At 42.1% G+C, this 26,049-nt stretch carries 24 protein-coding genes and 1 other annotated feature (1 of these 25 only partly in view); of the genes, 1 reads left to right on the top strand and 23 read right to left on the bottom strand.

All coding sequences use genetic code 11. From position 1 onward, the window contains the following. Window positions 1–42, bottom strand: a binding site (T-box leader) (it extends 206 nt beyond the left edge of the window). 43 nt (window positions 43–85) lie between these two features. The 18 genes from ytxC to C6Y07_RS06600 form a co-directional block, all read right to left on the bottom strand. Beyond that, window positions 86–955, bottom strand: a complete 870-nt coding sequence (gene ytxC / locus C6Y07_RS06510) for a putative sporulation protein YtxC (protein WP_034661819.1) — start codon at window positions 953–955, stop codon at window positions 86–88. Between the two features lie 60 nt (window positions 956–1,015). Then, on the bottom strand, window positions 1,016–1,654 hold the full coding sequence (locus tag C6Y07_RS06515; RefSeq protein WP_060596974.1) for a TVP38/TMEM64 family protein: 639 nt from the start codon (window positions 1,652–1,654) through the stop codon (window positions 1,016–1,018). A gap of 33 nt (window positions 1,655–1,687) precedes the next feature. Beyond that, the gene (gene dnaI / locus C6Y07_RS06520; protein ID WP_034662053.1) at window positions 1,688–2,617 is read right to left on the bottom strand and encodes a primosomal protein DnaI; all 930 of its coding nucleotides are present in this window, start codon (window positions 2,615–2,617) and stop codon (window positions 1,688–1,690) included. A gap of 17 nt (window positions 2,618–2,634) precedes the next feature. Then, window positions 2,635–4,056, bottom strand: a complete 1,422-nt coding sequence (gene dnaB, locus C6Y07_RS06525; RefSeq protein ID WP_106031196.1) for a replicative helicase loading/DNA remodeling protein DnaB — start codon at window positions 4,054–4,056, stop codon at window positions 2,635–2,637. 102 nt (window positions 4,057–4,158) lie between these two features. Then, window positions 4,159–4,617 carry a transcriptional regulator NrdR gene (gene nrdR / locus C6Y07_RS06530; RefSeq protein WP_003216720.1) on the bottom strand — a complete coding sequence of 153 codons (459 nt, stop codon included), beginning with the start codon at window positions 4,615–4,617 and terminating at the stop codon, window positions 4,159–4,161. Between the two features lie 4 nt (window positions 4,618–4,621). Beyond that, complete coding sequence (locus C6Y07_RS06535; RefSeq protein ID WP_060596976.1) at window positions 4,622–5,008, bottom strand: hypothetical protein; 387 nt, start codon at window positions 5,006–5,008, stop codon at window positions 4,622–4,624. 185 nt (window positions 5,009–5,193) lie between these two features. Then, the gene (gene speD, locus C6Y07_RS06540; protein ID WP_003216492.1) at window positions 5,194–5,574 is read right to left on the bottom strand and encodes an adenosylmethionine decarboxylase; all 381 of its coding nucleotides are present in this window, start codon (window positions 5,572–5,574) and stop codon (window positions 5,194–5,196) included. A gap of 234 nt (window positions 5,575–5,808) precedes the next feature. After that, window positions 5,809–6,831, bottom strand: a complete 1,023-nt coding sequence (locus C6Y07_RS06545; protein WP_060596977.1) for a glyceraldehyde-3-phosphate dehydrogenase — start codon at window positions 6,829–6,831, stop codon at window positions 5,809–5,811. 172 nt (window positions 6,832–7,003) lie between these two features. Further along, complete coding sequence (gene coaE, locus C6Y07_RS06550; protein WP_106156440.1) at window positions 7,004–7,609, bottom strand: dephospho-CoA kinase; 606 nt, start codon at window positions 7,607–7,609, stop codon at window positions 7,004–7,006. Window positions 7,610–7,623: 14 nt separating this feature from the next. Then, complete coding sequence (gene ytaF / locus C6Y07_RS06555; protein ID WP_066030566.1) at window positions 7,624–8,256, bottom strand: sporulation membrane protein YtaF; 633 nt, start codon at window positions 8,254–8,256, stop codon at window positions 7,624–7,626. Between the two features lie 174 nt (window positions 8,257–8,430). Beyond that, the gene (gene mutM / locus C6Y07_RS06560; protein WP_106031193.1) at window positions 8,431–9,264 is read right to left on the bottom strand and encodes a DNA-formamidopyrimidine glycosylase; all 834 of its coding nucleotides are present in this window, start codon (window positions 9,262–9,264) and stop codon (window positions 8,431–8,433) included. A gap of 28 nt (window positions 9,265–9,292) precedes the next feature. Then, window positions 9,293–11,932 (bottom strand): DNA polymerase I, encoded by a 2,640-nt coding sequence (gene polA, locus C6Y07_RS06565; protein ID WP_106036953.1) that lies wholly within the window; start codon window positions 11,930–11,932, stop codon window positions 9,293–9,295. Window positions 11,933–12,187: 255 nt separating this feature from the next. Next, window positions 12,188–13,930: a two-component system histidine kinase PnpS gene (gene pnpS, locus C6Y07_RS06575; RefSeq protein ID WP_106031192.1), complete on the bottom strand. Its 1,743-nt coding sequence runs from the start codon at window positions 13,928–13,930 to the stop codon at window positions 12,188–12,190. Beyond that, window positions 13,923–14,651, bottom strand: a complete 729-nt coding sequence (locus tag C6Y07_RS06580; RefSeq protein WP_066030564.1) for a response regulator transcription factor — start codon at window positions 14,649–14,651, stop codon at window positions 13,923–13,925. Before C6Y07_RS06580 ends, pnpS begins: the two co-directional genes overlap by 8 nt. 186 nt (window positions 14,652–14,837) lie before the next feature. After that, the gene (gene mdh, locus C6Y07_RS06585) at window positions 14,838–15,776 is read right to left on the bottom strand and encodes a malate dehydrogenase (RefSeq protein WP_034661844.1); all 939 of its coding nucleotides are present in this window, start codon (window positions 15,774–15,776) and stop codon (window positions 14,838–14,840) included. A gap of 34 nt (window positions 15,777–15,810) precedes the next feature. Beyond that, entirely contained in the window at window positions 15,811–17,082 is a 1,272-nt protein-coding gene (gene icd / locus C6Y07_RS06590; protein WP_008346060.1) for an NADP-dependent isocitrate dehydrogenase, read from the bottom strand. Between the two features lie 148 nt (window positions 17,083–17,230). After that, complete coding sequence (citZ, locus tag C6Y07_RS06595) at window positions 17,231–18,349, bottom strand: citrate synthase (RefSeq protein WP_034661848.1); 1,119 nt, start codon at window positions 18,347–18,349, stop codon at window positions 17,231–17,233. 375 nt (window positions 18,350–18,724) lie between these two features. Then, window positions 18,725–19,189 carry a DUF441 domain-containing protein gene (locus C6Y07_RS06600; RefSeq protein WP_007501699.1) on the bottom strand — a complete coding sequence of 155 codons (465 nt, stop codon included), beginning with the start codon at window positions 19,187–19,189 and terminating at the stop codon, window positions 18,725–18,727. Between the two features lie 100 nt (window positions 19,190–19,289). On the opposite strand from C6Y07_RS06600, the gene ytvI reads away from it, so the two are divergent. Beyond that, a complete protein-coding gene (gene ytvI / locus C6Y07_RS06605; RefSeq protein WP_060596982.1) occupies window positions 19,290–20,408 on the top strand; it encodes a sporulation integral membrane protein YtvI in 1,119 nt (372 codons plus the stop codon). A gap of 25 nt (window positions 20,409–20,433) precedes the next feature. Here ytvI and C6Y07_RS06610 read toward each other — a convergent pair whose 3' ends face one another. From C6Y07_RS06610 to accD, 5 genes are all read right to left on the bottom strand, one after another. Beyond that, entirely contained in the window at window positions 20,434–20,823 is a 390-nt protein-coding gene (locus C6Y07_RS06610; protein ID WP_060596983.1) for an FxsA family protein, read from the bottom strand. A 102-nt stretch (window positions 20,824–20,925) separates the two neighbouring features. Continuing rightward, window positions 20,926–22,686 carry a pyruvate kinase gene (gene pyk, locus C6Y07_RS06615; RefSeq protein WP_066030563.1) on the bottom strand — a complete coding sequence of 587 codons (1,761 nt, stop codon included), beginning with the start codon at window positions 22,684–22,686 and terminating at the stop codon, window positions 20,926–20,928. Between the two features lie 27 nt (window positions 22,687–22,713). Then, entirely contained in the window at window positions 22,714–23,673 is a 960-nt protein-coding gene (gene pfkA, locus C6Y07_RS06620) for a 6-phosphofructokinase (RefSeq protein WP_012010865.1), read from the bottom strand. A 341-nt stretch (window positions 23,674–24,014) separates the two neighbouring features. Continuing rightward, entirely contained in the window at window positions 24,015–24,992 is a 978-nt protein-coding gene (gene accA / locus C6Y07_RS06625; RefSeq protein WP_106036955.1) for an acetyl-CoA carboxylase carboxyl transferase subunit alpha, read from the bottom strand. Beyond that, window positions 24,977–25,852 carry an acetyl-CoA carboxylase, carboxyltransferase subunit beta gene (accD, locus tag C6Y07_RS06630; RefSeq protein ID WP_060596984.1) on the bottom strand — a complete coding sequence of 292 codons (876 nt, stop codon included), beginning with the start codon at window positions 25,850–25,852 and terminating at the stop codon, window positions 24,977–24,979. The genes accA and accD overlap by 16 nt, the downstream gene beginning before the upstream one ends. Between the last annotated feature and the right edge of the window lie 197 nt (window positions 25,853–26,049).

The raw sequence follows: 26,049 nt of genomic DNA on the forward strand, positions 1-26,049 counted from the left end.
AAGCGGGTGTTCATTTGTTCATGTCCTTATCAATACGGTCTCTATATGAAGTTACACCGTATTATAAAACGTTTTTTCGTGAAAATCAAGAAAGCTTTTCACTTTTCTGTTCCAAATGGTCATGTACAAATTGAACATTCTGTTCTTGAAATGAATGAGCCGGGAATACCTCGACCCTTTCTTGAAAAATATTTTGAATGGTCTGCACCATCGAGTGACCCGTATCATTTGTAAATAGGTCAATCTTTTGCGGCGCTATGGATACGAGTGGTGCAATCAGCTGCGAATCAATATACATTGGATGCTCTCTTACAAACTGTCTGTCTATGTATTGTTTTTGATCACGCTCAGAAGCGTACCGAAATTCCCAAATCATCAGGCGGTCCTGATGCACAACATGTACTTTTTCGAGCTTCGGTTCTCTTGCCATCACATAGTCTCGAAGGGATTGAATGAAGTTTTGATATTCTTGTTCCATTTTGTATTCTTCAATGGAGACTTCAACATAGTTCTTCAGCCTCCTGTCATACTCTGACAGTCTAAATGTCATAAATGAACCAATTGAAAAAATACCTTGCTGTAAAGAAATGGTCTCAAGCTCCTTTGTTAACAGGGCTTCTCTTGACGGTTCTTGATGAATGCCGGGAATATCATCTAAATCCCCGTTCATAATACTGTGGGCGATTGAAAGAATTTGGTGCTGCTCTTCAGGATCTTTAAATAAATAGGTGTTTTCAAGGATGCTGCGCATGCGCTCATTTTCTTTGCATTCCAAAAAAAAGTGAACCAGTAATGGCCGCACAATGGGCTCAAGTCCTTCTTCTGATTCCTTCGCCTCTATGAGAAGCCGGTCTTTCCCTTGTTGAATTGACATGTGATGCCGACTGTCCAAGTGTTCAGCAAGATGTAAAAAAGCGGCGGTATCATATTCATCTTCAAAGATTATTTCAAGCATGTTTGTCCCCCCTAACGACATCTGTTACATATATATGGGGGAAACATAAAAAATAGACGCCTAAAATAAATCAGGCATCTTTCTTTTTAAAATGAGCGGAACGGAGATAAAGATCAGATAAATCAAACAAACGATCACTAAGGCGGCATAATTGCCGCTGACAAAGCTAGAGCCAAGGACATTTAATGCAACTGTACCCGGTATTAAGCCTAAAAAAGTAGCTGCCGTGAATGCACGATAATTCGCACGTGAAACTGCTGCCGCATAGCTGACAAAGTCAAAATGGATCGGGGCAATACGCAATAACAAAATATAAAGAAACCCATGCTCCTGAATGCGGGATGTCACCGCTCTCAGCTTCCGGCTGCTTGATTCTCTGCCTTCCTTTTTTGCACGAAAGGTTGTGGCAAGCAGGAAGGAGCCTGTTGCTCCGGCGGTAGCACCAACGAGGGCATAAATCGTCCCAAGAACACTGCCGAATGCTAAACCTGCTGCCAGCGAAAAGACCGTAAGTGGGACGAGAACAAACGGGCGAAAAAGAGATAAGAACAGAAAAACAAAGGGAGCCAGCAGCCCAAATTGAAGCACCCAATTCTTCACATCTTTCGGCGCCAGCTGAAGGTGCTGTTTGTTCAGCCACCAAAGTAAAGCAGCGAGACCTGCAATCACGAGAAAAAGCAGCCATTTTCTTTTGTTCATTTCATTTGCTCCTCCTTCAGGTGATAGACGCTTTTATAAATGACGGCGGTTTTCTCCTTCGAGCAAGACTGCCTCTGCTAAATAAAGAATCCGTTCCATTAAACGAGCGGCTTTGACCTCTTCTTTTTCCCCGCGCTGTGAGTACGTAAAGTGATGTTTCAGTTCACTTGGTGAGAAATTAGAAGAGAAGAAAGTCGGCAGCTGCTCTGCCATACGGTATTGTAAGATCGTTCCGAGCAGTTCATCTCGAACCCAGCTTGTCATCGACTCTGCCCCAATATCATCAAGCATTAAAATAGGGGTGGATTTGACCATGTTCAGCTTTGCTTCCAGTGTATGATCGGCTAACGAATTTTTTAACTCTCTCACAAATTCAGGCACGTACACTAGGAGAGATGGGTATTCCTTCTCCGCTAGCTGCTGCGCAATGGCTGCCAGAATATACGTTTTTCCTACTCCAAACTTTCCGTGTAAATATAAGCCCTTCCCTTTGCCCGTCTCATCATAGCTTTGCAGGAATTGACCTACTTTTTGAATGACTTCCTGTCTTCCCACAACGTTCAGATCAGTGAACGTCGCTTGAAGAACATTTTGCGGAATGTACATGCTTTTCATAAGCTCTTGCTGTTTTTTCTGTCTATCGAGCCGCAGCTTGACTGGGCAGGGGGAATATTCAATATCAATACTCTGACCTTTGATCACAAGCTTCGGGTGATACCCGTCTAAAATCGCATTGACGTTCTCTTCATCTAAGCAATATGAACAACCCTTCGACTGCTGCACATATTCAAAAAGCCGGTTCAAGCTACGATTGATCATGTCTTCGTGTATTTCTTCTTGATGCTCCTGTAAAAAGGCCCTTACATCTTCATCAGATAACACACTCTCTTTAATCTGGTTGTATCTCACACGAAAATCTACTCGTCCTTTTAACTGTTCAAATGAACGACCGATCGGTTTCATCCTCATCTCACCTCACCTTAATGTGCATTGTACTTTTTCATATTTTTAAACTGATCTAACAGTTTTTCTTTTTCTCGTTCGAGGTCTTCTGTCGACAGACTGTCTGTTTGTTCTTTTGCCGGCTGTTCTTTCGTTTCAGTTTCTTTCATCCAGTCAGGAAGCTTCTCTTCTCGGACAACTTTCCCTGATCCATATGTGCTGCGCTGTTTTTTCTGCTGCGCCCACTCTGTCATTTGCTTGTTCTCTTCTTTGGCAATTTTCATGGCTGCCGCTACGGTTTTAATTTTCTTTCTCACCCAATGAGCGGCGATTTTTTGCATATATGTTTTCGACAGCTTCATATCTGTTTTCAGTAATGTATAGTAGATCAAAACGTTCATGACACCTGGCTCTAGCTGCTGCTCGAGCATAATATCTTCGACAATTCTTAAGTCGGCATACGTTGGCTCAATGCCGTCTGCCATATCTTTTAGCAGCTCCCGAGGCGAAATATGATCGAGCTTTTCAATCAATTTCGCATCTGGCGTATCTGCTAGCGCTTTTGAAGCATCTTGACGCAGGTGTCTAGGCTGTTTTTGATCAATGAGTTTTGGCTGCTCGCCTCTGTATTCGATTTGGTACCAGTCTCTTGCGGCTTTTCTCAGCTCTTCTGTTGAGATCATTTGATCCGAACCGCAGGCGCCTGCTACAATATTTTGCATTTGAAGCGGAGTGATGCCGTATACAACGGCTAACTTCTTAATGGTTTCTTTCACCTGCTTTGTCAAAGCCTTTCTTGGAATCATCATATCAGACATGCCCGCTAACAATAGATCGAAATCAAAGGATTCGTCTGAAAGCGGAGCCGGCTGACTCGATCCAACGGTCACATATTCATAGCCCTGATCAAGTGATGACGCCCGATTGATTTCTTCTGTCATCCTGCGTTCACCTGGCTGCAATACGTGAAAGACTTCTTCAAACGACCGCGAGATGTTCTTTGCCTCTGCAGGAACACCTGGATAAGAAAAATAATCACGAAGCTGCATATATTTTGCTTTCTCTACACGATGGTACAGCAGGACATTCAGCATACCATCCTGGAAAAACTCATCTGGTCTTAGCGGCGGCACAAGCTCATATGTAAACAGTCTGCCTTCTTCCGTTTCCTGTTCATATGTGCGAAGTAAACCGATCGCTTCAAGCTTTAAACGTTCCTCAAAAATATCATTTAAATTCGTTTGCAGCATGACCATGAGCTGCCGATGAGGTGCGGGTTTCCCCCACATACGATTTTGTTCCAGCTCTCCCCACAGCGTCATGTATAAGCTGAAAGCGGACATGCCAATAAGCGGCTGATATAAAAGAGTGATGAGCTGTCTATCGATGTCACCGAGCAATGAAGCGCTTTTGACGACATACGGATCGACGGCTAGCACTTCCTTCCAATGCTCTGTCATATGCTGATCCTCCCCATGAATTGCAATTGTTTCTATTGTACACCCTTTTTGCGTTTTACGCTTTACGCAGGAAAAAGAGCGTGAAGAATCTTCAGCTCTTTTTTAGCGTTCTTTCTTTAATAAATCTTTTAATTCATCAATAAAGACGTTGATATCTTTAAACTGCCGGTAAACTGAGGCAAACCTGACGTAAGACACTTCATCAATTTTTGCCAGCTCGTCCATCACCATTTCACCTACAAGCTCACTTTTCACTTCTGACATGCCTTGATTACGCAGTTCTTTTTCGATGTTAAAGCAGACATCCTCCAGCTGCTTTAAAGCAACAGGACGCTTTTCACACGCTTTAATGAGTCCTCTCAGCATCTTTTCGCGGCTGAATTCTTCTCGAATCCCTTCTTTTTTCACCACAATCAGCGGTAATTCTTCTAATTTCTCAAACGTCGTAAAGCGATACTGGCAGCTTTCGCACTCTCTTCTACGACGGATGGATTTCCCTTCATCTACTGGTCTTGAATCAAGCACCCTTGTGCCAAGGTGCTGACATGTGGGACATTTCATTTCATCAGCTCCGATCTATTCTTGGAAGTTGTTTGTCTAGTTCATCATAAAGGGACAAAACGGCCTTCTGACTATAACCAAAATCTGTTGGCAGGACCGTTTCTGTTGTCACATTAAAATCGACAGCTGTTTCAAAAGGACGAATTGAAATGACAGTCGCTACGAGAAAGGCTTTTTTCGGCATTCTGATGTTTGCGCTGATTTCACCTCGTTCTGCTGAAACAGATGTCACTTGATAGGAATCGTTTCGGGAAAGCATGGCTTCCACCGCTTGAAAAACTTGTGCATTCGTCATTTTGTAGTAATGGCTTTTCAGTTCTGACACTGGATGCTCGTCAGATGTTTCTGTATGGTTTGACATGAACCGTTTGAACTTTTGTCCTAAAGTCATATACGTATCCCCTTTGCCATAATGCCTCTTCTTTATTTTATAAAAAAAACCTTTGTTTTCCTAGAACAAAAGTATAGACAAGTTGGGGAATGTTGGATTTTGTATATCAAAGAAATATAAAAAGGAGCATAACACAAAGGCATTTCAATGCTTTTGGCCAGCTCCCATTGCAATCTTTTTTATGTTTACAGTGCTTTGGCTTGTGCCTGTTTCACTTGTACAGGTCCCATGCCTCGAGGAATTTCGATGTTTTCTCTTGTTTCGGCACCTAATTCATCTCCGATATGATCTGCTGCGATATTCGGATCTAGGTCGCCGCAAGTATAAACATCTATGCTCGCATAACCATGTTCAGGAAAGCTGTGAATTGTCAGATGAGATTCAGAAATAATGACAACTCCACTTACTCCTTGAGGTGCAAATTTGTGAAAAGCAACCTCTCTTACTTCAGCTCCTGATTTCAAAGCTGCATTTACAAACGTTTTTTCAATAAAATCCATGTCGTTCAGTTTATCACAGTCGCATCCCCATAGCTCGGAGATAACGTGACGTCCGATTGTTTCCATCATGGACCCCCCTTAAACAAGAATGAAAGAGTGAAGTTCTAAGCAGCCGGACCGGACATATACCACGGGGGAAAGTTAGTCCAAAGAGGTCCTAACCCTTTAAGTATACCCGAATGAGTCTGCGAACAAGAAGTTCACGAAAAATAGTATACTTTGTTTAGACCCATTTTGCAAGCTGTGTTTTCAATGGGATTTTCTCTCATTTCTTGAAAAGGGACGTTCGTCTTCTTCATTTCAAACAGCAGAAAGCTCTTTCATCTGCGAACCGACAAACTTCACAAGATCCACCACTCTGCATGAATAACCCCATTCATTGTCATACCATGCAAGAACTTTTACTTTTCTATCCTCCATCACCATCGTTGTCAGTCCATCCACGACAGCTGAATAAGGATTCGTGTTAAAGTCTGTAGAAACAAGCGGCTCATCCGTGTAGTCTAAAATACCGGATAGAGAAGTTTTTGATGCATTTGAGAAGGCTGCATTTACTTCTTCTGCTGTGACATCTTTTTTCAAGTCGACGACAAGATCAACCATCGATACATTGGAAACTGGCACGCGCAGTGCAAGTCCATGCAATTTCCCTTTCATGTGCGGCAGCACTAAAGAAAGCGCTTTAGCGGCACCCGTCGTAGTTGGAATGATGGACTGGGCACACGCTCTAGCCCGGCGCAAATCCTTATGCGGGTTGTCGATATTTTTTTGATCATTTGTATACGCATGAACCGTTGTCATTAAGCCGTTGTCGATGCCGAATTCATCATCTAACAATTTAACAACTGGTGCTAAACAGTTTGTTGTACAAGATGCGTTTGAAATAATGACGTGCTTTTCAGGATCAAGATCATCTTCATTGACACCCATCACAATTGTAATGTCTTCATTTTTACCTGGAGCTGTGAGTACGACCTTTTTCGCTCCGGCATCTATATGGCCCATCGCTTGTTCTTTTGAATTAAATTTCCCTGTTGCTTCTATGACGATATCAATCCCAAGCTCTCCCCATGGAAGCTGCTTTGGGTCTCTGTCATTGAGCAAAAGCACTCTTTTCCCATTTACAATCAGTGCGTCATCTTCTGCTGTCACATCGCATTCGTAACGTCCATGATTTGTGTCATATTTAATTAAATGTGCTAGCGTTTCGGCAGGATAGCTTGCGTTCACCGCTACAATTTGAATTTGATCATCAAGCATTGCTTTTCTGAAGACCATGCGTCCAATTCTGCCAAACCCATTGATCGCTGCTTTTACCTTCATGAACAGGTCACTCCTCTATTATGTGTTATACTCAATAAATTTATTTATGAAATTAGTATATCACATTAGAATGTAATTGCCAGTATATAAACGTATATTTTCTAAAAAGGGCTGTTCTTTTCAAAGGAAATAAGAATAAAGCATAAAAAAAGAAGAGTACGTGTATGTACTCTTACTTATCTGTATGTTCCCATTCATTTAATATGTTCTGCAATTGCTTTCTGATAAAAGCGAGATCTTGTGTGTTTTCTATCACGCGGTCTGCTTTTTTACATTTCTCTTCAAGGGGCTGCTGAGAGTGAATCCGATTCAGCGCTTCTTCCTCACTGAGGTCGTTTCGATTCATGAGTCGTGATAGCTGTAATTCTGGTGTTGTATACACCACAATGATCCGGTCGACAAGACTTTCCAGCTGACTTTCAAATAAAAGCGGGATATCAAGGACAACGAATGTTTCTTGGCTGTTGATCCCTTCATCTCGCTGCCTGAGCATTTCCTTTCGCACTTCTGGATGAACGATCGCATTCAGCTGCTTTCGTTTCTCTTCATTAGAAAAAATAATGGCTCCCAGCTCCTGCCGGTTCAGCTCTCCATTTGGCAGGAGGACACCCTCACCATAGGTTTGAACGATATGATGAAGGGCGGATGTTCCTTTGGAGACCGCTTCTTTTGCAATCACATCTGCGTCCACAACCCGAATGCCCTGCTCTTTTATCATCTGCGAGACTGTGCTTTTTCCGCTAGCAATCCCGCCTGTTAATCCAATGACAAGCGTCAATTGATTTCCTCCTTTTACAGCTTCCAAACCCCAATTAATATGAGCAGAAGCCCTGGTAAGCATGCGAGTTTATTGATCCAGCGCCAATTTGCCAAGTAATGACCGGCACGCAGCCCGATACACACAAAAAGTGAGCTCATCACTGCCACCGTGATACTCATAACAATTGGAGAAAAGCCAAGAATCGCTGCGCCAATCCCTGCGCCAAATGCATCAATGGATAAAGCAATTCCAAGAAGTACCGCTTCCATTCCATTAATCGTCCCAGATCGGTCAATATCTGCACTTGTCGGCTTTCTTAAAATGTGAATGACAAGCCCAAGCGATTGTACTTCCACATTGAGCAATGTCTTTTCATGAAGAAGCAAATCACGCTCTTTCGCTGGTTTGTAAAATTGATACAGGACCCAAAGGCCAATGGCAATTAAAATGCCTCCCCCCAGTTTATCGGTCACTGAGACAGGGAGAAATGCCGTCAGCAGGCTGCCAATCAGCATAGAAATGAGCAGCACAATCCCTGAGCAGCATGCAATAATGACGATGGCTTTAAATGGGATCCTCATTTTGCGAAGCCCATACGTAAAGCCTACAGAAAAGCTGTCGATGCTGACTGCAATAGCTAAAAACAGGAGCGAAATCGAAATCATACCTGAACTCTTCCTTTCTGTTCATGCAACGATGATCAAGAGTCTCTAGGCGTCCTTAGACTCTTCTTCACTATATGAAGAGCAGGTGGGCTGTGTGTCAGTCTACACCTTGCTGAAAAATGAATGTTTTTTATCGTATGCATAGCAAAAAGGAAGCATGCTCATGGCTAAACTTTATTGAGGACGTTTTTGGCAGGTCACACAAAAGTGCGTGCCGCGCCCTCCGACCACTGTTTTCTCGATGATACTTCCGCATGTTTGGCAAGGCTCTCCCCGCCGGTCATATACAAGAAGCTGCAGCTGAAATGTTCCAATATCTCCTTGTGAGTTGATATAAGAACGAATCGTGCTTCCTCCCGCATCTACCGCTACTTGAAGCGTATCGATGATCTGTTTGTGAAGCACTTTGCAGGATTCCTGGCTGAGCTGATTCGCTTTCGTTTCTGGATGAATACCTGATTTAAACAAGACCTCATCTACGTAAATGTTACCAAGTCCTACGACAATCTTTTGATCAAGCAGTGCTGTTTTAACCACGCGGGTTGTTTTTTTCAATTGCTCCCATAAATACTCAGGAGTGAACTGTTCATCAAATGGTTCATATCCCAGCTGAGAAAGCGGGAGTTCCTTTTCCTCTTCACCCGGCTGAAATAAATGCATCGTGCCAAATTTACGCACATCATGGTACCGAAGCTCAGTACCATCTGTAAACGTAAAGACGACGTGTACGTGTTTATCATAAGGCTCATGCGCTTCATGTACACGGTATTTCCCTTCCATCCTTAAATGGGAGACCATCACATAATGGTCTAAATGAAAGAGGAGGAACTTCCCTCTTCTTTCAATGGTTTGTATGGTTTCTCCTACCATTCTTCTTGCGAACTCTTCCGGCTCCCCAGGACGTTTGATGATGTTTGGCCATTTGATATCGACCGTTTCAATCGTCTTTCCTTCGACTAACCGCTTGAGAGTGCGCCGGACGGTTTCAACTTCTGGTAATTCCGGCATGCTCCTCGCTCCTTTTTCTCTCTATTATTTATTTCGCATCGTACCAAGATGGACCTGAAGCAAAATCAACTTTTAGCGGCACATCAAGCTGAAGTGCGTTTTCCATGACTTCAGGAACAATCTTTTCAAGGATGGCGATTTCTTCTTTCGGCGCTTCGAAGATCAATTCATCGTGCACCTGTAATAAAAGATTTGCCTGCAGGTTTTCTTCTTTGAGCCTTCGCGCCATATCAATCATCGCTTTTTTAATAATATCGGCTGCACTGCCTTGGATCGGTGTGTTCATGGCTGTTCGTTCTGCAAAGCTTTTGATATTAAAATTACGGCTTGTGATATCCGGGATATACCGTCTGCGTTTGAGAAGCGTCGTGACGTAGCCTTTTTGTTTCGCTTCCTGGACGATTTCTTCCATATAGGTTTTCACGCCTTTAAAGCTTGTTAAATAGCGCTCGATAAATGCGGCTGCTTCTTTTCTTGTGATCCCAAGGTTTTGAGAAAGTCCATAATCGCTGATTCCATATACAATACCGAAGTTTACAGCCTTGGCTTGTCTTCTCATAGCGGAAGTCACTTCTTCTTCTGAGACATGGAACACGTCCATCGCTGTTTTCGTGTGAATGTCCATGTCTTGCGTAAATGCTTCGATCAAATTCTCATCTTGTGAAATATGAGCGAGTACACGCAGCTCGATTTGTGAATAGTCAGCTGCAAACATGAGCCAGCCTTCTTTTGAAGGAACGAATGCTTGACGAATCTTCCGTCCTTCTTCTAAACGAATCGGGATGTTTTGAAGATTCGGATCTGTTGAGCTTAATCTTCCTGTTTGGGTGAGTGCTTGATTAAATCTTGTATGCACTTTATGAGTATCCTTACGCGTTACTTTCATTAAGCCTTCCACATAGGTCGATTGCAGCTTTCCAATTTGCCTGTAATGCAGAATGGATCGAATGATTTCATGCTTATCTTCAAGCTTTTCAAGCACATCCGCAGACGTCGAGTAGCCTGTTTTTGTCTTCTTAATAATCGGCAGACCTAATTTTTCAAAAAGGATGACGCCAAGCTGTTTAGGAGAATTGATGTTAAACGTTTCTCCTGCTAAGCGGTGAATGGTTTCTTCATATTCTTTGAGCTTTTTCGTTAATTCTTCACCCATTTTCTCTAGGCGTTTTATATCTACCTTTACTCCAAGAGATTCCATTTCACCTAAGATGAGAGCAAGTGGCAGCTCTAAATCTTCATACAGTTCGTGCTGATCATTTTTTTCTAATGCTTCAAGTGTTAAATCATGCAAGGCTGAGATCGCCGCTGCTTTTCGTCCAAGATGTTCTTTCAGTTCATCTTCAGGTGGAATCGCCTGCTTTGCTCCTTTTCCGTATACTTTTTCATCAGAAAGAGCGATATTCAGACCATATTCCTTCGCTACACTCGCGACGTCCTCATATGATTTCTGCGGGTTGACGACATAGGAAGCGAGCAGAACATCATTATCGACACCTTTTAGATCGACATCATGCCATCTGAGGGCGACAACTGCTCTTTTTGAATCAAAGACCCATTTTTTCTTCGTTTCATCCTGTACCCATTCTTTAAATGCTTCTGATTGAAGCGCATCTTCTTTCGTGATAAAAAACGCACCATTTTCATTATGGATCGCAAAACCGATCAAATCCGCTTCGTGATAATTATCTCCAAGCTGTTCTACCACAAGGGCTGCATGATCTGTCAGCATGTCGTCCGTTACAGCTGTCATTTTTTTCACTTCTAATGCATCTACTTCGACCTGTTCATCTGTTTCTGGTGCTTCTCCTAGACGCTCTAGCAGCGTTTGAAAGCCCAGTTCTTTATAAAGAGAGATCACTTGATCCATGTGAGGGCCTTCGTATGCGAGATCTTTGCTTGACACATCAATAGGTGCTTCTACAAGAATCGTCGCCAGCTCTTTACTCATGACTGCTTGTTCTTTATATTCTTCAAGTTTTTCTTTTAGCTTTTTCCCGCTCACTTCATCAATATGTTCAAGCAGGTTCTCAACTGTTTCAAACTGCTTTAACAATTTAATCGCTGTTTTTTCGCCTACACCTGGGACGCCTGGGATATTATCTGAGGAATCTCCCATCAGCCCTTTCATATCAATGATTTGATCTGGTCGCAGGCCATATTTTTCTTCAATATGAGCAGGTGTGTAATATTCTACTTCTGTGATGCCTTTTTTCGTAATAGCCACTGTCGTATGATCTGTTGAGAGCTGTGTTAAGTCCTTATCTCCTGAGAAGATTTTGACTTCAAAGCCGTCTTTTTCTGCCTCGACAGCCAATGTACCGATAATATCATCTGCTTCATATTGAGGAAGCTCGTACCTTTTCACCTGATAGGCATCTAATAGTTCACGGATGAACGGCATTTGTTCTGATAGCTCTGGCGGAGTTTTTTGTCTTCCACCTTTATATTCTTTAAATGTCTCGTGGCGGAATGTTGTTTTTCCCGCATCAAATGCGACGAGCATATGGGTAGGCTTCTCGTCCTCCAGCATCTTCATTAAGATCATCGCAAAGCCATAAATAGCATTTGTATGTACGCCTTTATCATTTGATAATAGCGGCAAAGCAAAGAAGGCTCGATATGCGAGGCTGTTTCCATCCACTAACACTAATTTCTTTTTGTCTGTCATGTTTTAATCCTCCATCGGCTGAGCCATCTCAGCCGTCTCTTTCACACATTGTATCTTCATTTTATCAAAGTTTATTTTGAAAAGAAAATAGTCGAGCCTGCACAAAAAAGGGACGAAAACAACAAGTGTTTTCGTCCTTCCAAAATTGGCTCCTTGGATGAAGGGGTTCCTATTCATCCTATCAATGAATGTTTAACAAAACATGAATTCATTGTAAAGATCATGTAAATTTTAACGTGACTTTCCTTTTTTTCTCTAAGTCGATTTCAGGCTCACTGTAAAAGTCGTTCCTTTGCCTTGTTTGCTGTGGACAGAAATCGTTCCTTCATGCGCTTCCACAAGGTGTTTGACAATGGCAAGACCAAGACCTGTACCGCCTGAATTCCTGCTTCTATCTTTATCAATTCGATAAAATCTCTCAAATATTCTTGGAATCTCGCTTTTCTTCATGCCGATTCCTGTATCTGCTACATCAAATTCATAGGCACCTTTCCGCGGTCTTGCTGAGATGGTAACACTTCCTCCCTCTGGTGTATAGGTCAGGGCATTATTGACGAGATTGAGGAAGATTTGCTTTAACCTTAGCGGGTCTGCCATAACATAGACCGGTTCTTTCGGGACACGCACTTGTAATTGAATACCTTTTTCTGCTGCCTTTTGTTTTAACAGCACTTCAATCTCTTGAATGATTTCTGTCGCATTGGCTTCTTGAATATTCAGCTTGAAGTGCTGCTGTTCAATTTTAGAAAGATCAAGTAAGTCTTGAATCAGCGTTTCTAGACGGACACTCTCTTTTAAAATGATAGAAAGGAATTCTGTCAGTGCTTCTTTGTCATCAATCGCACCATCAAGAAGGGTTTCAGAAAATCCTTTAATCGACGTAATCGGTGTTTTTAATTCGTGAGACACATTGGCGACAAAGTCTTTTCGCATCTGCTCCAGCTGCTTTGTTTCTGTCACGTCATGAAACACAAGGACAATACCTTTCCATTCATCGTCTGTACTTAAAATTGGTACACCATCCACTTGGAAGTAGCGGCGTTCAATGTCAACGGCTAAACGCAAAAACTTCCGCACCTTCGTTTCTGTCATGAAAATTTCGTCAATTAATTCGATAATCTCTTCATGTGTAAACGCTTCGTGATACAGCTTGTGCATGTAAATATGCTTTTGGACTTTAAACTGCTTGCGGAAGGTTCGATTGACTAGGTGGATATAACCCATCTTATCAATCAAAATAATCCCCGCTCCAATATTTTCAATGACCGTTTGCAGCCGGTCTCTCTGCATTTCACCGGCACTTGTCATTTCTTGAAGACTTCCTGCCAAACGCTTCATGGAAGTATTCAGTTCACTTGTTTCAATCATCAACTCTTCATAGTTATTCGTATCATAGTTCCCGCGTTCCAGCTGTTTGGCTACCTTTGTAGCATAATCAATTGGTTTCACATATTTCATCGACATGCGGTACCCAAAGAAAACGATGATGATAATCGCCGAGCCAAGACAAAAGGCTAATGCAAGCCAGAGCTGGCCGTCAATTTCATTTAAAGGCTCGTATGACGCATGGAGAAATAAATAACCCGCTGGTTCGTTTTGTTTCAGGATCGGGACAGCATAATGAAACAGCGCATCCTTCTCATCGTCAATGACGACCCCTTTTGTTTGGAAACGTTCATTGTTCAGCGTGTTTCGAATGATGGCCCTTTGTTCTGCTTGACCCGTTGTATGTATGATATTCCCCTTCAGGTCCACAATCGACGCATTCATATCAAAATGCTGCTTTGCCTGATGGAGGACCTCCTTGTTTTGCTTCGCCTTCAGATCGTCACCATTCATGGAAGACAGGAGGAAGCTCGATTCCTTTTCCATTCGTTCCGTTAATTTGGTTTCATAGAAAACATGGAACATGTGGTCCAAGAAAAGACCAAGTGCCACAAACACAATAAAAAGGAGAAAAATGAGTCCCGAAAACAGACGGGTTCTAATTTTACTCATTTGACTTTGGCTCCTCCAATTTGTAGCCTAAGCCGCGAATCGTTTTAATGTATGTTGGTTTTTTCGTGTTCTTTTCAATTTTGTCCCGCAAGTGGCTAATATGGACATCCACAATACGAGTGTCACCTGCAAAGTCATAATTCCAAACGGCACTTAACAATAAATCACGCGTGAGGACACGTCCTTTATGCTTCGCCAAATAAAGCAGCAGTTCAAACTCTTTTGGTGTGAGCTCTAGACGTTCTTCCTGGAAATAGACTTCGTAGTGTTCTGGTAAAATGCGCAGTTCACCAATTTTGATTTGGTCTGCAATGATCTCTTCCTTCTCCTCTTGCGTGGGGGCAGGCTGAGATTGCTGTGCTCTTCTCAAGATGGCTTTTACCCGAGCACCCACTTCTCTAGGACTGAATGGCTTTGTCATGTAATCATCGGCTCCAAGCTCAAGGCCTAGCACCTTATCAAATTCATCGTCCTTTGCTGTCAGCATTAAAATAGGGAACATCATTTTTTGAATTCTCAGTTGTTTGCACACTTCAATGCCGTCCATCTTCGGAAGCATTAAATCTAATACAATGAGATCAGGCTGTTCACTTGCTGCTTTTTCAAGCGCTTCTTCCCCGTCTCTTGCTGTGACGACATCATAGCCCGCTCTTTCAAGGTTATAGCTTAGAAGTGTTACAATCGATTCTTCATCATCCACAACTAATATTTTTTTATTCATGTTGTGCCTCCAATTAGTGATTTCCCCTGCATCCGTTTTTTGTATCTTATGTGAAAAGCGAGAAGTCATGCTTTCTCTTTCATTTTAACGAAAGCTTAACAAGAGGACAATTTAAAATTTCGACAAGATTTGTTTTGTAAACAAAAAGAAGACTCCTCATGAGAGAAGCCTTCTTTTTTATTCATATTAAGACAATACTTTCATGACATTCTTAACAGATTCAACAGAACGGTCAAGCTGACTTCTTTCTTCTTCTGTCAGCTCAAGCTCGATGATCTTCTCAAGACCGTTGCCACCTACGATTGTTGGTACACCTAGGTAAATGCCTTCGTAGCCATATTCACCTTCAAGGTAAGCAATCGTCGGCATGACGCGGCGCTGATCTTTAAGGATCGCCTCAACCATTTCGACTAGTGAAGCAGCAGGAGCATAATATGCACTACCGTTACCTAATAGGTTCACGATTTCGCCGCCGCCTTTTCTTGTTCTTTCAACAATTGCATCAATTCGATCTTTTGGAATCAATGTTTCAAGCGGGATACCGCCTGCATAAGAGTAACGAACAAGAGGAACCATGTCATCGCCATGTCCACCAAGTACAAAGCCCGTCACATCTTTAACAGATAGGTTTAATTCTTGAGCAACAAACGTACGGAAACGTGCTGTATCAAGAATGCCCGATTGTCCAATGACTTTTTCTTTTGGTAATCCTGATTCTTTATAAACTGCATACGTCATTGCATCAACAGGGTTTGTTAACACAACAATGATGGCTTCTGGAGAATATTTAACGATTTCGCGTGTCACACTGCGCATGATTTTTTCATTTGTTGACACGAGATCGTCACGGCTCATTCCCGGCTTTCTTGCAATTCCCGCCGTAATGACCACGACATCAGAACCGGCTGTATCTTCGTAGTTAGAAGTTCCTGTAATGTTTGCATCGAAGCCTTGAACAGGACTTGCTTCCAGCATATCAAGTGCTTTCCCTTTTGTTGGGTTCTCAAGCTGCGGGATATCGACTAATACGACGTCCGCTAATTCTTTTTGAGCCGTTAGAAATGCTGTAGTTGCTCCAGTAAAGCCTGCTCCGATGACAGATACTTTTTTACGCTTGTTTGCCATTTCCTTTTTCCCCTTTAACTTTAAAGTTTAAGAATCAAGACAAGTTTTTGATGAGCTCGTCAGCAAACTCAGAACATTTCACTTCTGTTGCGCCATCCATTAATCTAGCAAAATCGTAAGTGACGACTTTTGATGCAATTGTTTTTTCAACAGATTGAATCACTAGATCAGCTGCTTCCTGCCAGCCAAGGTGCTCAAGTAAAAGCACGCCTGATAGAAGAACAGAAGATGGATTCACTTTATCAAGACCAGCATATTTAGGTGCTGTTCCGTGAGTCGCTTCAAAAATAGCGTGTCCTGTTTCGTAGTTGATGTTCGCACCTGGTGCGATACCAATTCCACCAACTTGTGCTGCAAGAGCATCAGAGATGTAATCTCCGTTTAAGTTCATTGTTGCCACAACATCGAACTCAGCTGGACGAGTTAGGATTTGTTGAAGGAAAATATCTGCAATGCTGTCTTTGACAATAATTTTGCCAGCAGCTTCTGCTTCACTTTGCGCTTTGTTTGCCGCATCTTTTCCATCTTGTTCTACAATACGATCATATTGTGCCCATGTAAAGACCTTGTCTCCAAACTCTTTTTCAGCCACTTCGTAGCCCCAGTTTTTGAAGGCACCTTCTGTAAATTTCATGATGTTTCCTTTGTGAACAAGCGTCACAGACTTACGGCCTTGGTCGATTGCATATTGGATAGCCGCTCTGACAAGGCGAGAAGTTCCTTCTTCAGAAACTGGCTTGATTCCGATACCTGACGTTTCTGGGAAACGGATTTTGTTTACACCTAATTCGTTTTTCAAGAAGTCAATTAACTTCTTCACTTCGTCTGATCCTTTTGCATACTCGATACCAGCATAGATATCTTCTGTGTTCTCACGGAAGATGACCATATCTGTGTCTTCTGGACGTTTCACAGGAGACGGTACGCCTTGGAACCAGCGAACTGGACGTAAGCATGTGAATAGATCAAGCTCTTGTCTAAGTGCCACGTTTAATGAACGGATTCCTCCGCCGATTGGTGTTGTCAGTGGTCCTTTGATCGCGATTAAGTATTCACGAATGTCTTCAAGTGTTTGCTCAGGAAGCCATTCTCCAGTTTTATTGTAAGCTTTCTCACCTGCATATACTTCTTTCCAAGTGATTTGCTTTTCACCTTTATATGCTTTTTCTACAGCTGCTTCAAGTACTCTTGATGCTGCTTTCCAAATGTCAGGACCGATTCCGTCCCCTTCGATAAACGGGATAATTGGATTATTTGGTACATTCAATACGCCGCCAGTAACTGTAATTTTTTCGCCTTGTGACAATGATATTACCTCCCAGGTTATGTAGTGAATATTTGAAACTTCTTGGCTTGATGTCTGCAAGCGAAGAAGTTTTTCACGTGATTCGTTTTTTGTTGATATAGAGGCTGATTGGCCTTCCTGAGGATCAGCCCCCGCTATTCTATAAACATTAGTCTCTTTCACTGATCGGAACAAAGGTTTGAAGATCAGGTCCAATGTAGTCAGCTCTTGGACGGATGAGACGGTTGTTGTCATACTGCTCTAGAATGTGAGCAATCCATCCAGAGAATCGGCTGATCACGAAAATTGGTGTAAACAAGTCATGATCAATCCCAAGACTGTGATATACAGATGCAGAATAAAAATCAACATTTGGTGGAAGATTTTTCTCTGATGTCACGATTTCCTCTGCGCGAACAGACATTTCATACCATTTCGGCTCGCCAGTGAGGTTTGTTAAACGCTGGCTCATTTCTTTTAGATGCTTTGCACGCGGGTCACCTTGACGGTATACGCGGTGGCCAAAGCCCATAATTTTTTCTTTCTTCTCTAGCTTACCATGAATATAGGAATCTACGTTTTCAACTTCGCCAATTTCTGAAAGCATCTTCATCACGCCTTCGTTGGCTCCGCCATGAAGTGGTCCTTTCAGCGCACCGATAGCCGCTGTTACACCAGAGTAGATATCTGATAGTGTAGCAACACATACACGTGCTGTAAATGTCGATGCGTTTAATTCATGATCTGCATGTAGAATGAGTGCCTTATCAATTGCCTCAATTTCTACTGGTGACGGCTCTTCGCCATTTAGCATATACAAGAAGTTCGCAGCATAGCTGTATTCTTCTTTTGGCTGTACAGGCTCAAGTCCCTTTCGAATGCGTGAAAACGTAGCGACTAGTCCAGAAATTTTCGCCTGTAAACGAATGGCTTTTCTGTAATTCGCTTCTTTGTCCATAATCTCTGATTCGTCATCGAGTAAACCTAGTAAGGATACCGCTGTACGAATCGCAGACATTGGATGAACCCCGTCCAGCGAATACGATTTAAAGTGCTCAATGATTTCTTGCGGAATGTGAGCATTTTCATTGAGCTGCTGTTTTAACTCACTCAGCTCTTGCTCATTCGGCAGCTTTAAGTGCCATAACAGGTAGACAATTTCTTCGAATGTAGCTTTTTCAGTTAAATCATCGATATTGTACCCTACATAAGTAAGAGTATCATCAATAATTGAGCTTACGGATGAAGTTGTTGCCACAATACCTTCAAGACCTCTTGTTGCTGTCATGTTCAATCTCCCCTTTTTAAAAAGATTCCCCTTCGTTGCAGAATTCTCGCTTTTTGAAAGCGCTATCCAATCCGAATAAGACGGCAGGTTCAGAAAAGAAAATGCTTACATTTACCTATACGGTTAGAGCGCTTTTAGCCTCATATCTCTTGTGTGATCAATGAGTTCAAAATTAAGCCTATTCCCATTATAAACAATAATCAGACATTTGTTAAATGTTTAACTATAATTTTTTTTGATATTTTTTTTTCCAGTCTTCCATATAAGGCATGGAATAAAGGGATTTTGCTTCTTTTATTATATTTAATTATGTTTTTTTGCAAAAGCTCACGCAAGAAAAAAATAAAAAAGAAAGTGGCATGAACCACTCTCTTTTCAACCGCTGAAAAATTTCACAGCCTGCATCGCCAAATAAGCAATTCCTGCTCCGATCAGCGGACCGACAGCTACACCTTTAAATAAGCTGACTGCCAAAATTGTCCCGAACACAAGCGCTGCCGTGATATGCGGATCATTTTCGAGTAGCACAATACCGTTTTTTGCGATTAATGCTACTAATATACCCGCTCCAAGTGCAATCCAAGCATAAGAAGATTTCATGGCTTCTCCAAGCTGCTTAAATCCAATGTCACCTGTTGCAATAGGAACAAGCACAGCAATTGTAATGACGGTGACACCCCAATTGATGCCTTTTGATTGGAGAACCGGGAAAATTTTTTGATCCAAACCAATCAGCTTAATCGCAATCAGCACAGAAACCGCTAAAATTAATGAATTGTTCTTTGCAATAAGTGCAATAACGAGTAAAAGAACCAAAAATAAATTTGCTTGAGTAAACATACGCCGCCCCTTCCTTTCTTTTTATTGCGACCTTTTCATATTACTAATCTTTTTGAATAAAATGAAGTATCGGACATGCTTGTTTTTTGGAGGGGATTGTGTGAATCACGCCTATATGGCCATTTTTCTGCGAAGTTTGATGATGATCAGCATTGCTGTAATTGCGGTTGTCTTTTTATATCAGTCTTTTCCGTTTTTATATCCTTTTTGGATTGCACTTATTGTATCCTGCCTGATTCATCCTGCCGTATGCAAAATAGAAGAGATCACCGGAATGCCGAGAGGAATTGTAGTAGTCATTGTACTACTGCTCTTTTTAGTGGCAGCAGCCGGTTTCATCACACTCTTAGTAGCAGAAATTATTTCAGGAAGTGCTTATTTAGCAAAGGTTCTGCCTGGACACCTTGATCAAATGATTGGTATTGTCGAACGGTTTTTTACAGATAAGATTCTGCCTTTGTACCATGATGTCACCGCCCAATTTAATACGCTTCAAGCAGGTCAAAAGGAATCGATTTTAGGACAAATCCAAGCGCTAGGCGATGAAGCTGCCGCAAAAATAGGGACTTTTCTTTCAAAAACGCTCGAGCTTATCCCGGCTTTTTTAGGTCTTTTGCCTGATGCAGCCGCAACCCTTTTGTTTTCTGCACTGGCGACTTTTTTTATCACGAAAGATTGGTTTACGTTAAAAAAATATGGCTCTCGTATCTTTCCCGCAAAATGGATGCAGCATACACGCGCCATTTTATCTGAAATCAAAAAAGCCATTACCGGTTTTATGAAGGCGCAGCTTCTGCTTGTTGCTATGACCATCGGCCTCGTCGTCATTGGTCTGATCATCTTAAAAGTCGAGCATGCCTTTGTCATTGCTTTATGTATTGGGTTTGTCGATTTACTTCCTTATATCGGGAGCGGTACTGTTTTTCTGCCTTGGATCATTTACTCCGTTATGACAGGAAATCTTTCACTCGCTATCGGGCTCGGCATTTTGTATATTGTCGTGCTCATTCAAAGACAAATTTCAGAGCCAAAAGTCTTAAGCAAGTCCATTGGGCTTAATCCTTTAGCAACGCTTGTGGCATTATTTGTCGGGTTAAAATGCTTTGGTTTTCTTGGACTTGTCATTGGTCCTGCTTCCCTTGTCGTGTGGCAGGCATTTCGTAATGCAGGTGTTTTTAGAGATATCTATCAATACATTCGGTACGGCATGCAAAAGTAAAAGAGACCTTGAGCTCAAGGTCTCTTTAGCGAATAATCGTATAGCGATTGCGATTAGACATGTTTCTAAGCCAGCGTTCAAAGAGCGGCTTGATTTGCTTTCTCGTCATCGGAATGAGTAGCAGCGCACCAATGATATCCGATAAGAAGCCGGGAATGAGCAGCAGCAGACCGCCAATCAGAATGCAAAAACCATCGACAATCGCTATGCCTGGCATTTTACCATACTGTAAATCTCTCTGCACTTTTTGAAAAGCTTCGATTCCTTGCTTTCTTGCAAAATAAGCACCTAGTGCACTCGTGAGCACGATCATCAGCATCGTGGGCAAAATGCCAATGATTTTACTTGATATTAAAAATAAACTGATTTCCACTGCAGGGAACAGAATCAATAATAGTAGCAAATATTTTTTCAACCATATCACCTCATGGGGTATCTTTCATCGAAAGCTGTTTTACTTTTTTTAGTGTAACATAAAAAAAGAGAGGAGTCAGATAACTCCCCTCGTGTGTATGATTTAAAGGACGCTTGCTCGGCCTTTGTAGATCGCTCCGCGTGCCGGATCTACTGTGATCTCTTCGCCTTCTTTTAGCAGTGTTGTTGCGCTGTCAAGACCCACAATCACTGGAATACCAAGGCTGAGTCCAACGACTGCTGCATGGCTTGTTAAGCCGCCTTCTTCAGTGATTAAGGCAGATGCTTTCTCTAAAGCACCCATCATATCACGGTCTGTACAGTTTGCGACAAGAATCGCACCATCGTACATTTTTTCGTCTGCTTCTTTTCCGCTTTGTGCAATGACAACCGGTCCAAATGCAGATTTACGGCCAATTCCTTGACCTTTCGCAATGATGTCACCAACAACATATACTTTCATTAAGTTCGTTGTACCTGTTTCACCAACTGGCACACCAGCTGTAATGACGATTAAATCGCCATGTCTCACATAGCCCGTTTCGATCGACTTCTCGACTGCATTCTCAAGCATTTCATCAGTAGACGTCGTTTTTGATCCGCTCTTTGCAAATACACCGAATACGAGAGACAGCTTTCTTGCTACTGATTCGTTTGCTGTGACCGCTACGATTGGTGCTTTTGGTCTATATTTTGAAATCATTCTCGCTGTATGACCGCTTTCCGTAGGTGTCACAATCGCTGCCACGTCAAGCTTCATCGCTGTATGTGCAACAGATTGACCGATGGCATCTGTAATGCTGACTTCTACTTCTTCGCTTCTGCGAGAAAGAATTGCTTTATAGTTGAGTGCATCTTCTGAACGTGATGCAATGTTATGCATCGTTTGTACAGCTTCCACTGGATATGTTCCTGCTGCTGTTTCACCAGAAAGCATAATCGCATCTGTGCCATCAAAAATGGCATTTGCCACGTCACTTGCTTCCGCACGAGTTGGACGAGGATTACGCTGCATGCTATCAAGCATTTGGGTAGCTGTGATGACAGGTTTGCCTAAACGATTGCATTTTTTGATCAGCATTTTTTGAACAAGCGGTACTTCTTCTGCCGGGATCTCTACACCAAGATCTCCACGCGCAACCATCAAACCATCTGATACCTCAAGGATTTCATCGATGTTATCAACACCCTCTTGGTTTTCAATCTTAGGAATGATTTGAATGTCAGCCGCATTATTCTTTTCAAGAAGCTCACGAATTTCAAGCACATCAGAAGCTCGTCTAACAAAAGAAGCAGCGATGAAATCGACGCCTTGTTCAATTCCGAACAGAATATCATTGGCATCCTTTTCTGTAATACCTGGCAAGTTCACACTTACACCTGGTACGTTTACACCTTTTTTGTTTTTGAGCGTGCCTGTATTCATGACTTTTGTGACGATTTCTTTGCGGTCCATGTTAATTTCTTTCACTTCTAAACCAATAAGACCATCATCTAATAGAATCGTTGAGCCCACTTCTACATCATGAATTAAATCTTCATACGTCACACTAATTTTTTCCGTATTTCCAACAATGTCTTCCATACTCACGATAAGATCTGCACCAGCGACTAGCTCAATTGAGCCGTTTTCAACTGTACGTGTACGGATCTCTGGACCTTTTGTATCAAGAAGGATCGCAATGTCCTTGCCTAATGTTTTACCTGCTTTACGAATGTTTTCAATGCGTGCACCATGCTCTTCAAAATCTCCATGAGAGAAGTTTAGTCTGGCTACATTCATTCCTGCTTCAATCAATTCAGTCAGCTTTTCAATGGTTTCACTTGCTGGACCGATTGTACAAACGATTTTTGTCTTTCTCATTACTGTTCCTCCTAAGGTCTTCTCGTTTTATATAGAGAGCTCTTGTGAAAGTCGGTACATATTTTGGTCGACTGTATGTTTTTTATCTAAGATATCTAAAATATCGTGGTGAACGAGTTCGTTGCTTTGAATGCCCACACAGCGTCCGCCTTTTCCTTCAAGAAGAAGTTCTACTGCGTATGCTCCTAAACGGCTTGCCAGTACTCGGTCAAATGCGCTTGGAGAACCTCCGCGCTGAATATGTCCTAAGACAGATACACGGGTTTCAAGGCTTGTCTCCTCTTCAATCCGCTTACCAAATTCAACACCGCTGCCTACGCCTTCTGCGACGATAATGATACTGTGCTTCTTGCCGCGCTCGTGCCCTCTTCTTAACCTCGCAATAATTTCATCCATGTCATAGTCTGCTTCAGGAATCAAAATAGATTCGGCTCCGCCTGCAAGACCTGACCAAAGAGCAATATCACCAGCATGTCTTCCCATTACTTCCACTACGTATGTACGTTCATGAGATGTGGCTGTATCACGAATTTTATCAATGGCGTCAATGACTGTATTCAGTGCTGTATCAAAGCCAATAGTGAAATCAGTACCTGGGATATCGTTGTCGATTGTACCCGGGACACCTACACATGGAAAACCAAGCTCAGTTAATTTCTTCGCTCCCATGAATGAACCGTCTCCGCCGATCACAACAAGTCCTTCAATACCGAATTTTTTTAAGTTCTCAATGCCTTTTTCACGACCTTCAACTGTCTTGAATTCAGGGCATCTTGCCGTGTAAAGTTTTGTTCCTCCACGATGAATGATATCGCCAACTGAACCTATTTCAAGTTTCTCAATTTTACCGTTAATTAGACCTGAATATCCATTATAAATACCGTAAACTTCAACATTATGGTAAATCGCTTTCCTTACAACTGCGCGCACAGCTGCATTCATTCCTGGGGAATCCCCACCGCTCGTTAAAACTCCTATACGCTTCATCTTTTTCACCTCAGAGACCATATATGAATTAAACATACCATTTCCACTGCTTGAAAACAATCATGAGCAAAACCGGATGTTTTCAATACGTATTTCTAAAACCGTACTTATTATACAATTAAATAAACCGTTTTTAAACAAAAGTTAAGAAAGTCATGAAAGCAATTCTTTCAAAAACGAGGAAGATCGATCCTTCTAAAGCTTATCATATCAAGGTTTTCAGACGTTTCAAATTTTATGAAAACAAAAGAAAATTATTTTCAAATAGCGCTTACATGAGGGCGGTTTTCATGAAAAAGGGTAAACTAAATAAACGCCAGCCAAAAAGGCTGTACGTTTATTTAGTTTACCCCAATATATTGATTTTCAACCGATACTTTCCCGATTGCTTTGTATTTTTGATATCTTTGTTCGACTAGTTCTTCAGGTGTTAGTTTGAGCAAAGATGTAAGTGACTGTTTTAATGTTTTTTTAATGTAGGCTGCTTGTTGTTTCACGTCTCGATGTGCTCCACCTTGCACTTCTTTAATAACATCATCTATAATATCTAATTCTTTTAGGTCTGGAGCGGTAATTTTCATTGTCTCTGCAGCTTTTTTCGCAAGTGATGAGTCCTTCCAGAGCAGTGCTGCTGCACCTTCAGGTGAAATCACTGAATACGTTGAATTCTCTAGCATGTATAGGTGGTTTCCTACGCCTAAGCCTAGTGCGCCGCCACTTCCGCCTTCTCCGATGACAATACAGACAACCGGTACACGAAGTCCTGCCATTTCGAATAGGTTTTTCGCAATTGCTTCACTTTGTCCGCGTTCTTCAGCTGCTTTCCCAGGATAAGCTCCTTTTGTATCAATAAAGCAAATGATCGGGCGATTAAATTTATCTGCTTGTTTCATCAAGCGCAGCGCTTTACGGTAGCCTTCTGGATGAGGCATTCCGAAATTACGGCGCAAGTTTTCTTTTGTGTCTTTTCCGCGCTGATGGCCAATGACTGTGACAGGAAACCCTTTAAACGTGGCGATTCCTCCAACAATGGCTTCATCATCACCATAGAAACGGTCACCATGACATTCGAAAAAGTTGTCAAACAGCTCTTGAATGTAATCGAGAGTTGTTGGACGCATCGCATGACGAGCAATTTGCACTCTGTCCCACGGCTTTAAATTTGTATAAATGTCTGCTTCAAGCTTGCTCAGACGTGTTTCAAGGCGCTCAATTTCTGCACTTAAATCCATTTCTGAGTTTTGTGTGAACTTTTTCAGTTCATCAATTTTCGCTCGAAGTTCAATGACAGGTTTTTCAAATTCTAGTTCTCCAGCCACTCTCGTTCACCTCCTGTGCTGTGTAATGCTAAGATTCGGCCTAGTGTTTCTTTCATCTCTGCACGATGAATGACAGCATCCAGCTGTCCATGCTTCAACAAAAATTCAGCCGTTTGGAAGTCCTCTGGCAGGTCTTCACGGATTGTTTGTTCAATGATTCTACGGCCTGCAAACCCAATTAAAGCACCAGGTTCTGCAAAGTTGTAATCACCAAGAGAGGCGAAACTAGCTGATACACCGCCAGTTGTTGGGTTCGTCATCACAGAGATAATCAAACCTTGATCCTCGCTGAACAGTTTTAATGCTGAGCTTGTTTTTGCCATCTGCATGAGACTGAGGATCCCCTCTTGCATTCTCGCTCCGCCTGATGCAGTAAAGATGATAAATGGCACCTTGTCCGCTTTTGCTTTCTCGATCGCAAGTGTGATCTTTTCACCAACAACCGAGCCCATGCTGCCCATACGGAATGTGGCATCCATGACAGCGATCACAGCACGCTGGCCTTCAATTTCACCTTGACCTGTGACAATGGCTTCATTCAAAGACGTTTTTTCTCTGTCTTTCTCAAGCTTTTCTTCGTAGCCTGGGAATCCGAGCGGGTTTTCTGAGATCAGGTGCCCGTTAAATTCTTCAAATGTGCCTTCGTCTACAAGGCTATCAATACGCTGCTTTGCATTCATTTGCAAATGTCTGCCGCAATTCATGCAAACACGTAAATTTTTATCTAATTCTTTGGTGAGCATTATTTTTTTACATTGCGGACATTTGGTCATGATGCCTTCAGGCACATCTTGGCTTGCCTGTTCAGAGGGTACAGATGCATATTTTTTCTTTTTACTGAAAATATTTTTGATTGACAAATGACTACCTCCCTTTTTGAAGGGTTTTTTCTTTACACGCACATCCACTATTATAGGACATGTCATAACTGTACCGAAACTATTGTACTTTTTTTGTCAAACGCTGTCATCCTTCATTCAATTTTTTCAATGGGGAATTGATGAGAAATGAGTATGTGTTTGGGGCGCTGAGCAGTTGATATATGTGAATTGTGAAC

Origin of the sequence: Bacillus sp. LNXM12-1 (assembly GCF_003004375.1) — a bacterium.
Taxonomy (GTDB): Bacteria; Bacillota; Bacilli; order Bacillales; family Bacillaceae; genus Bacillus.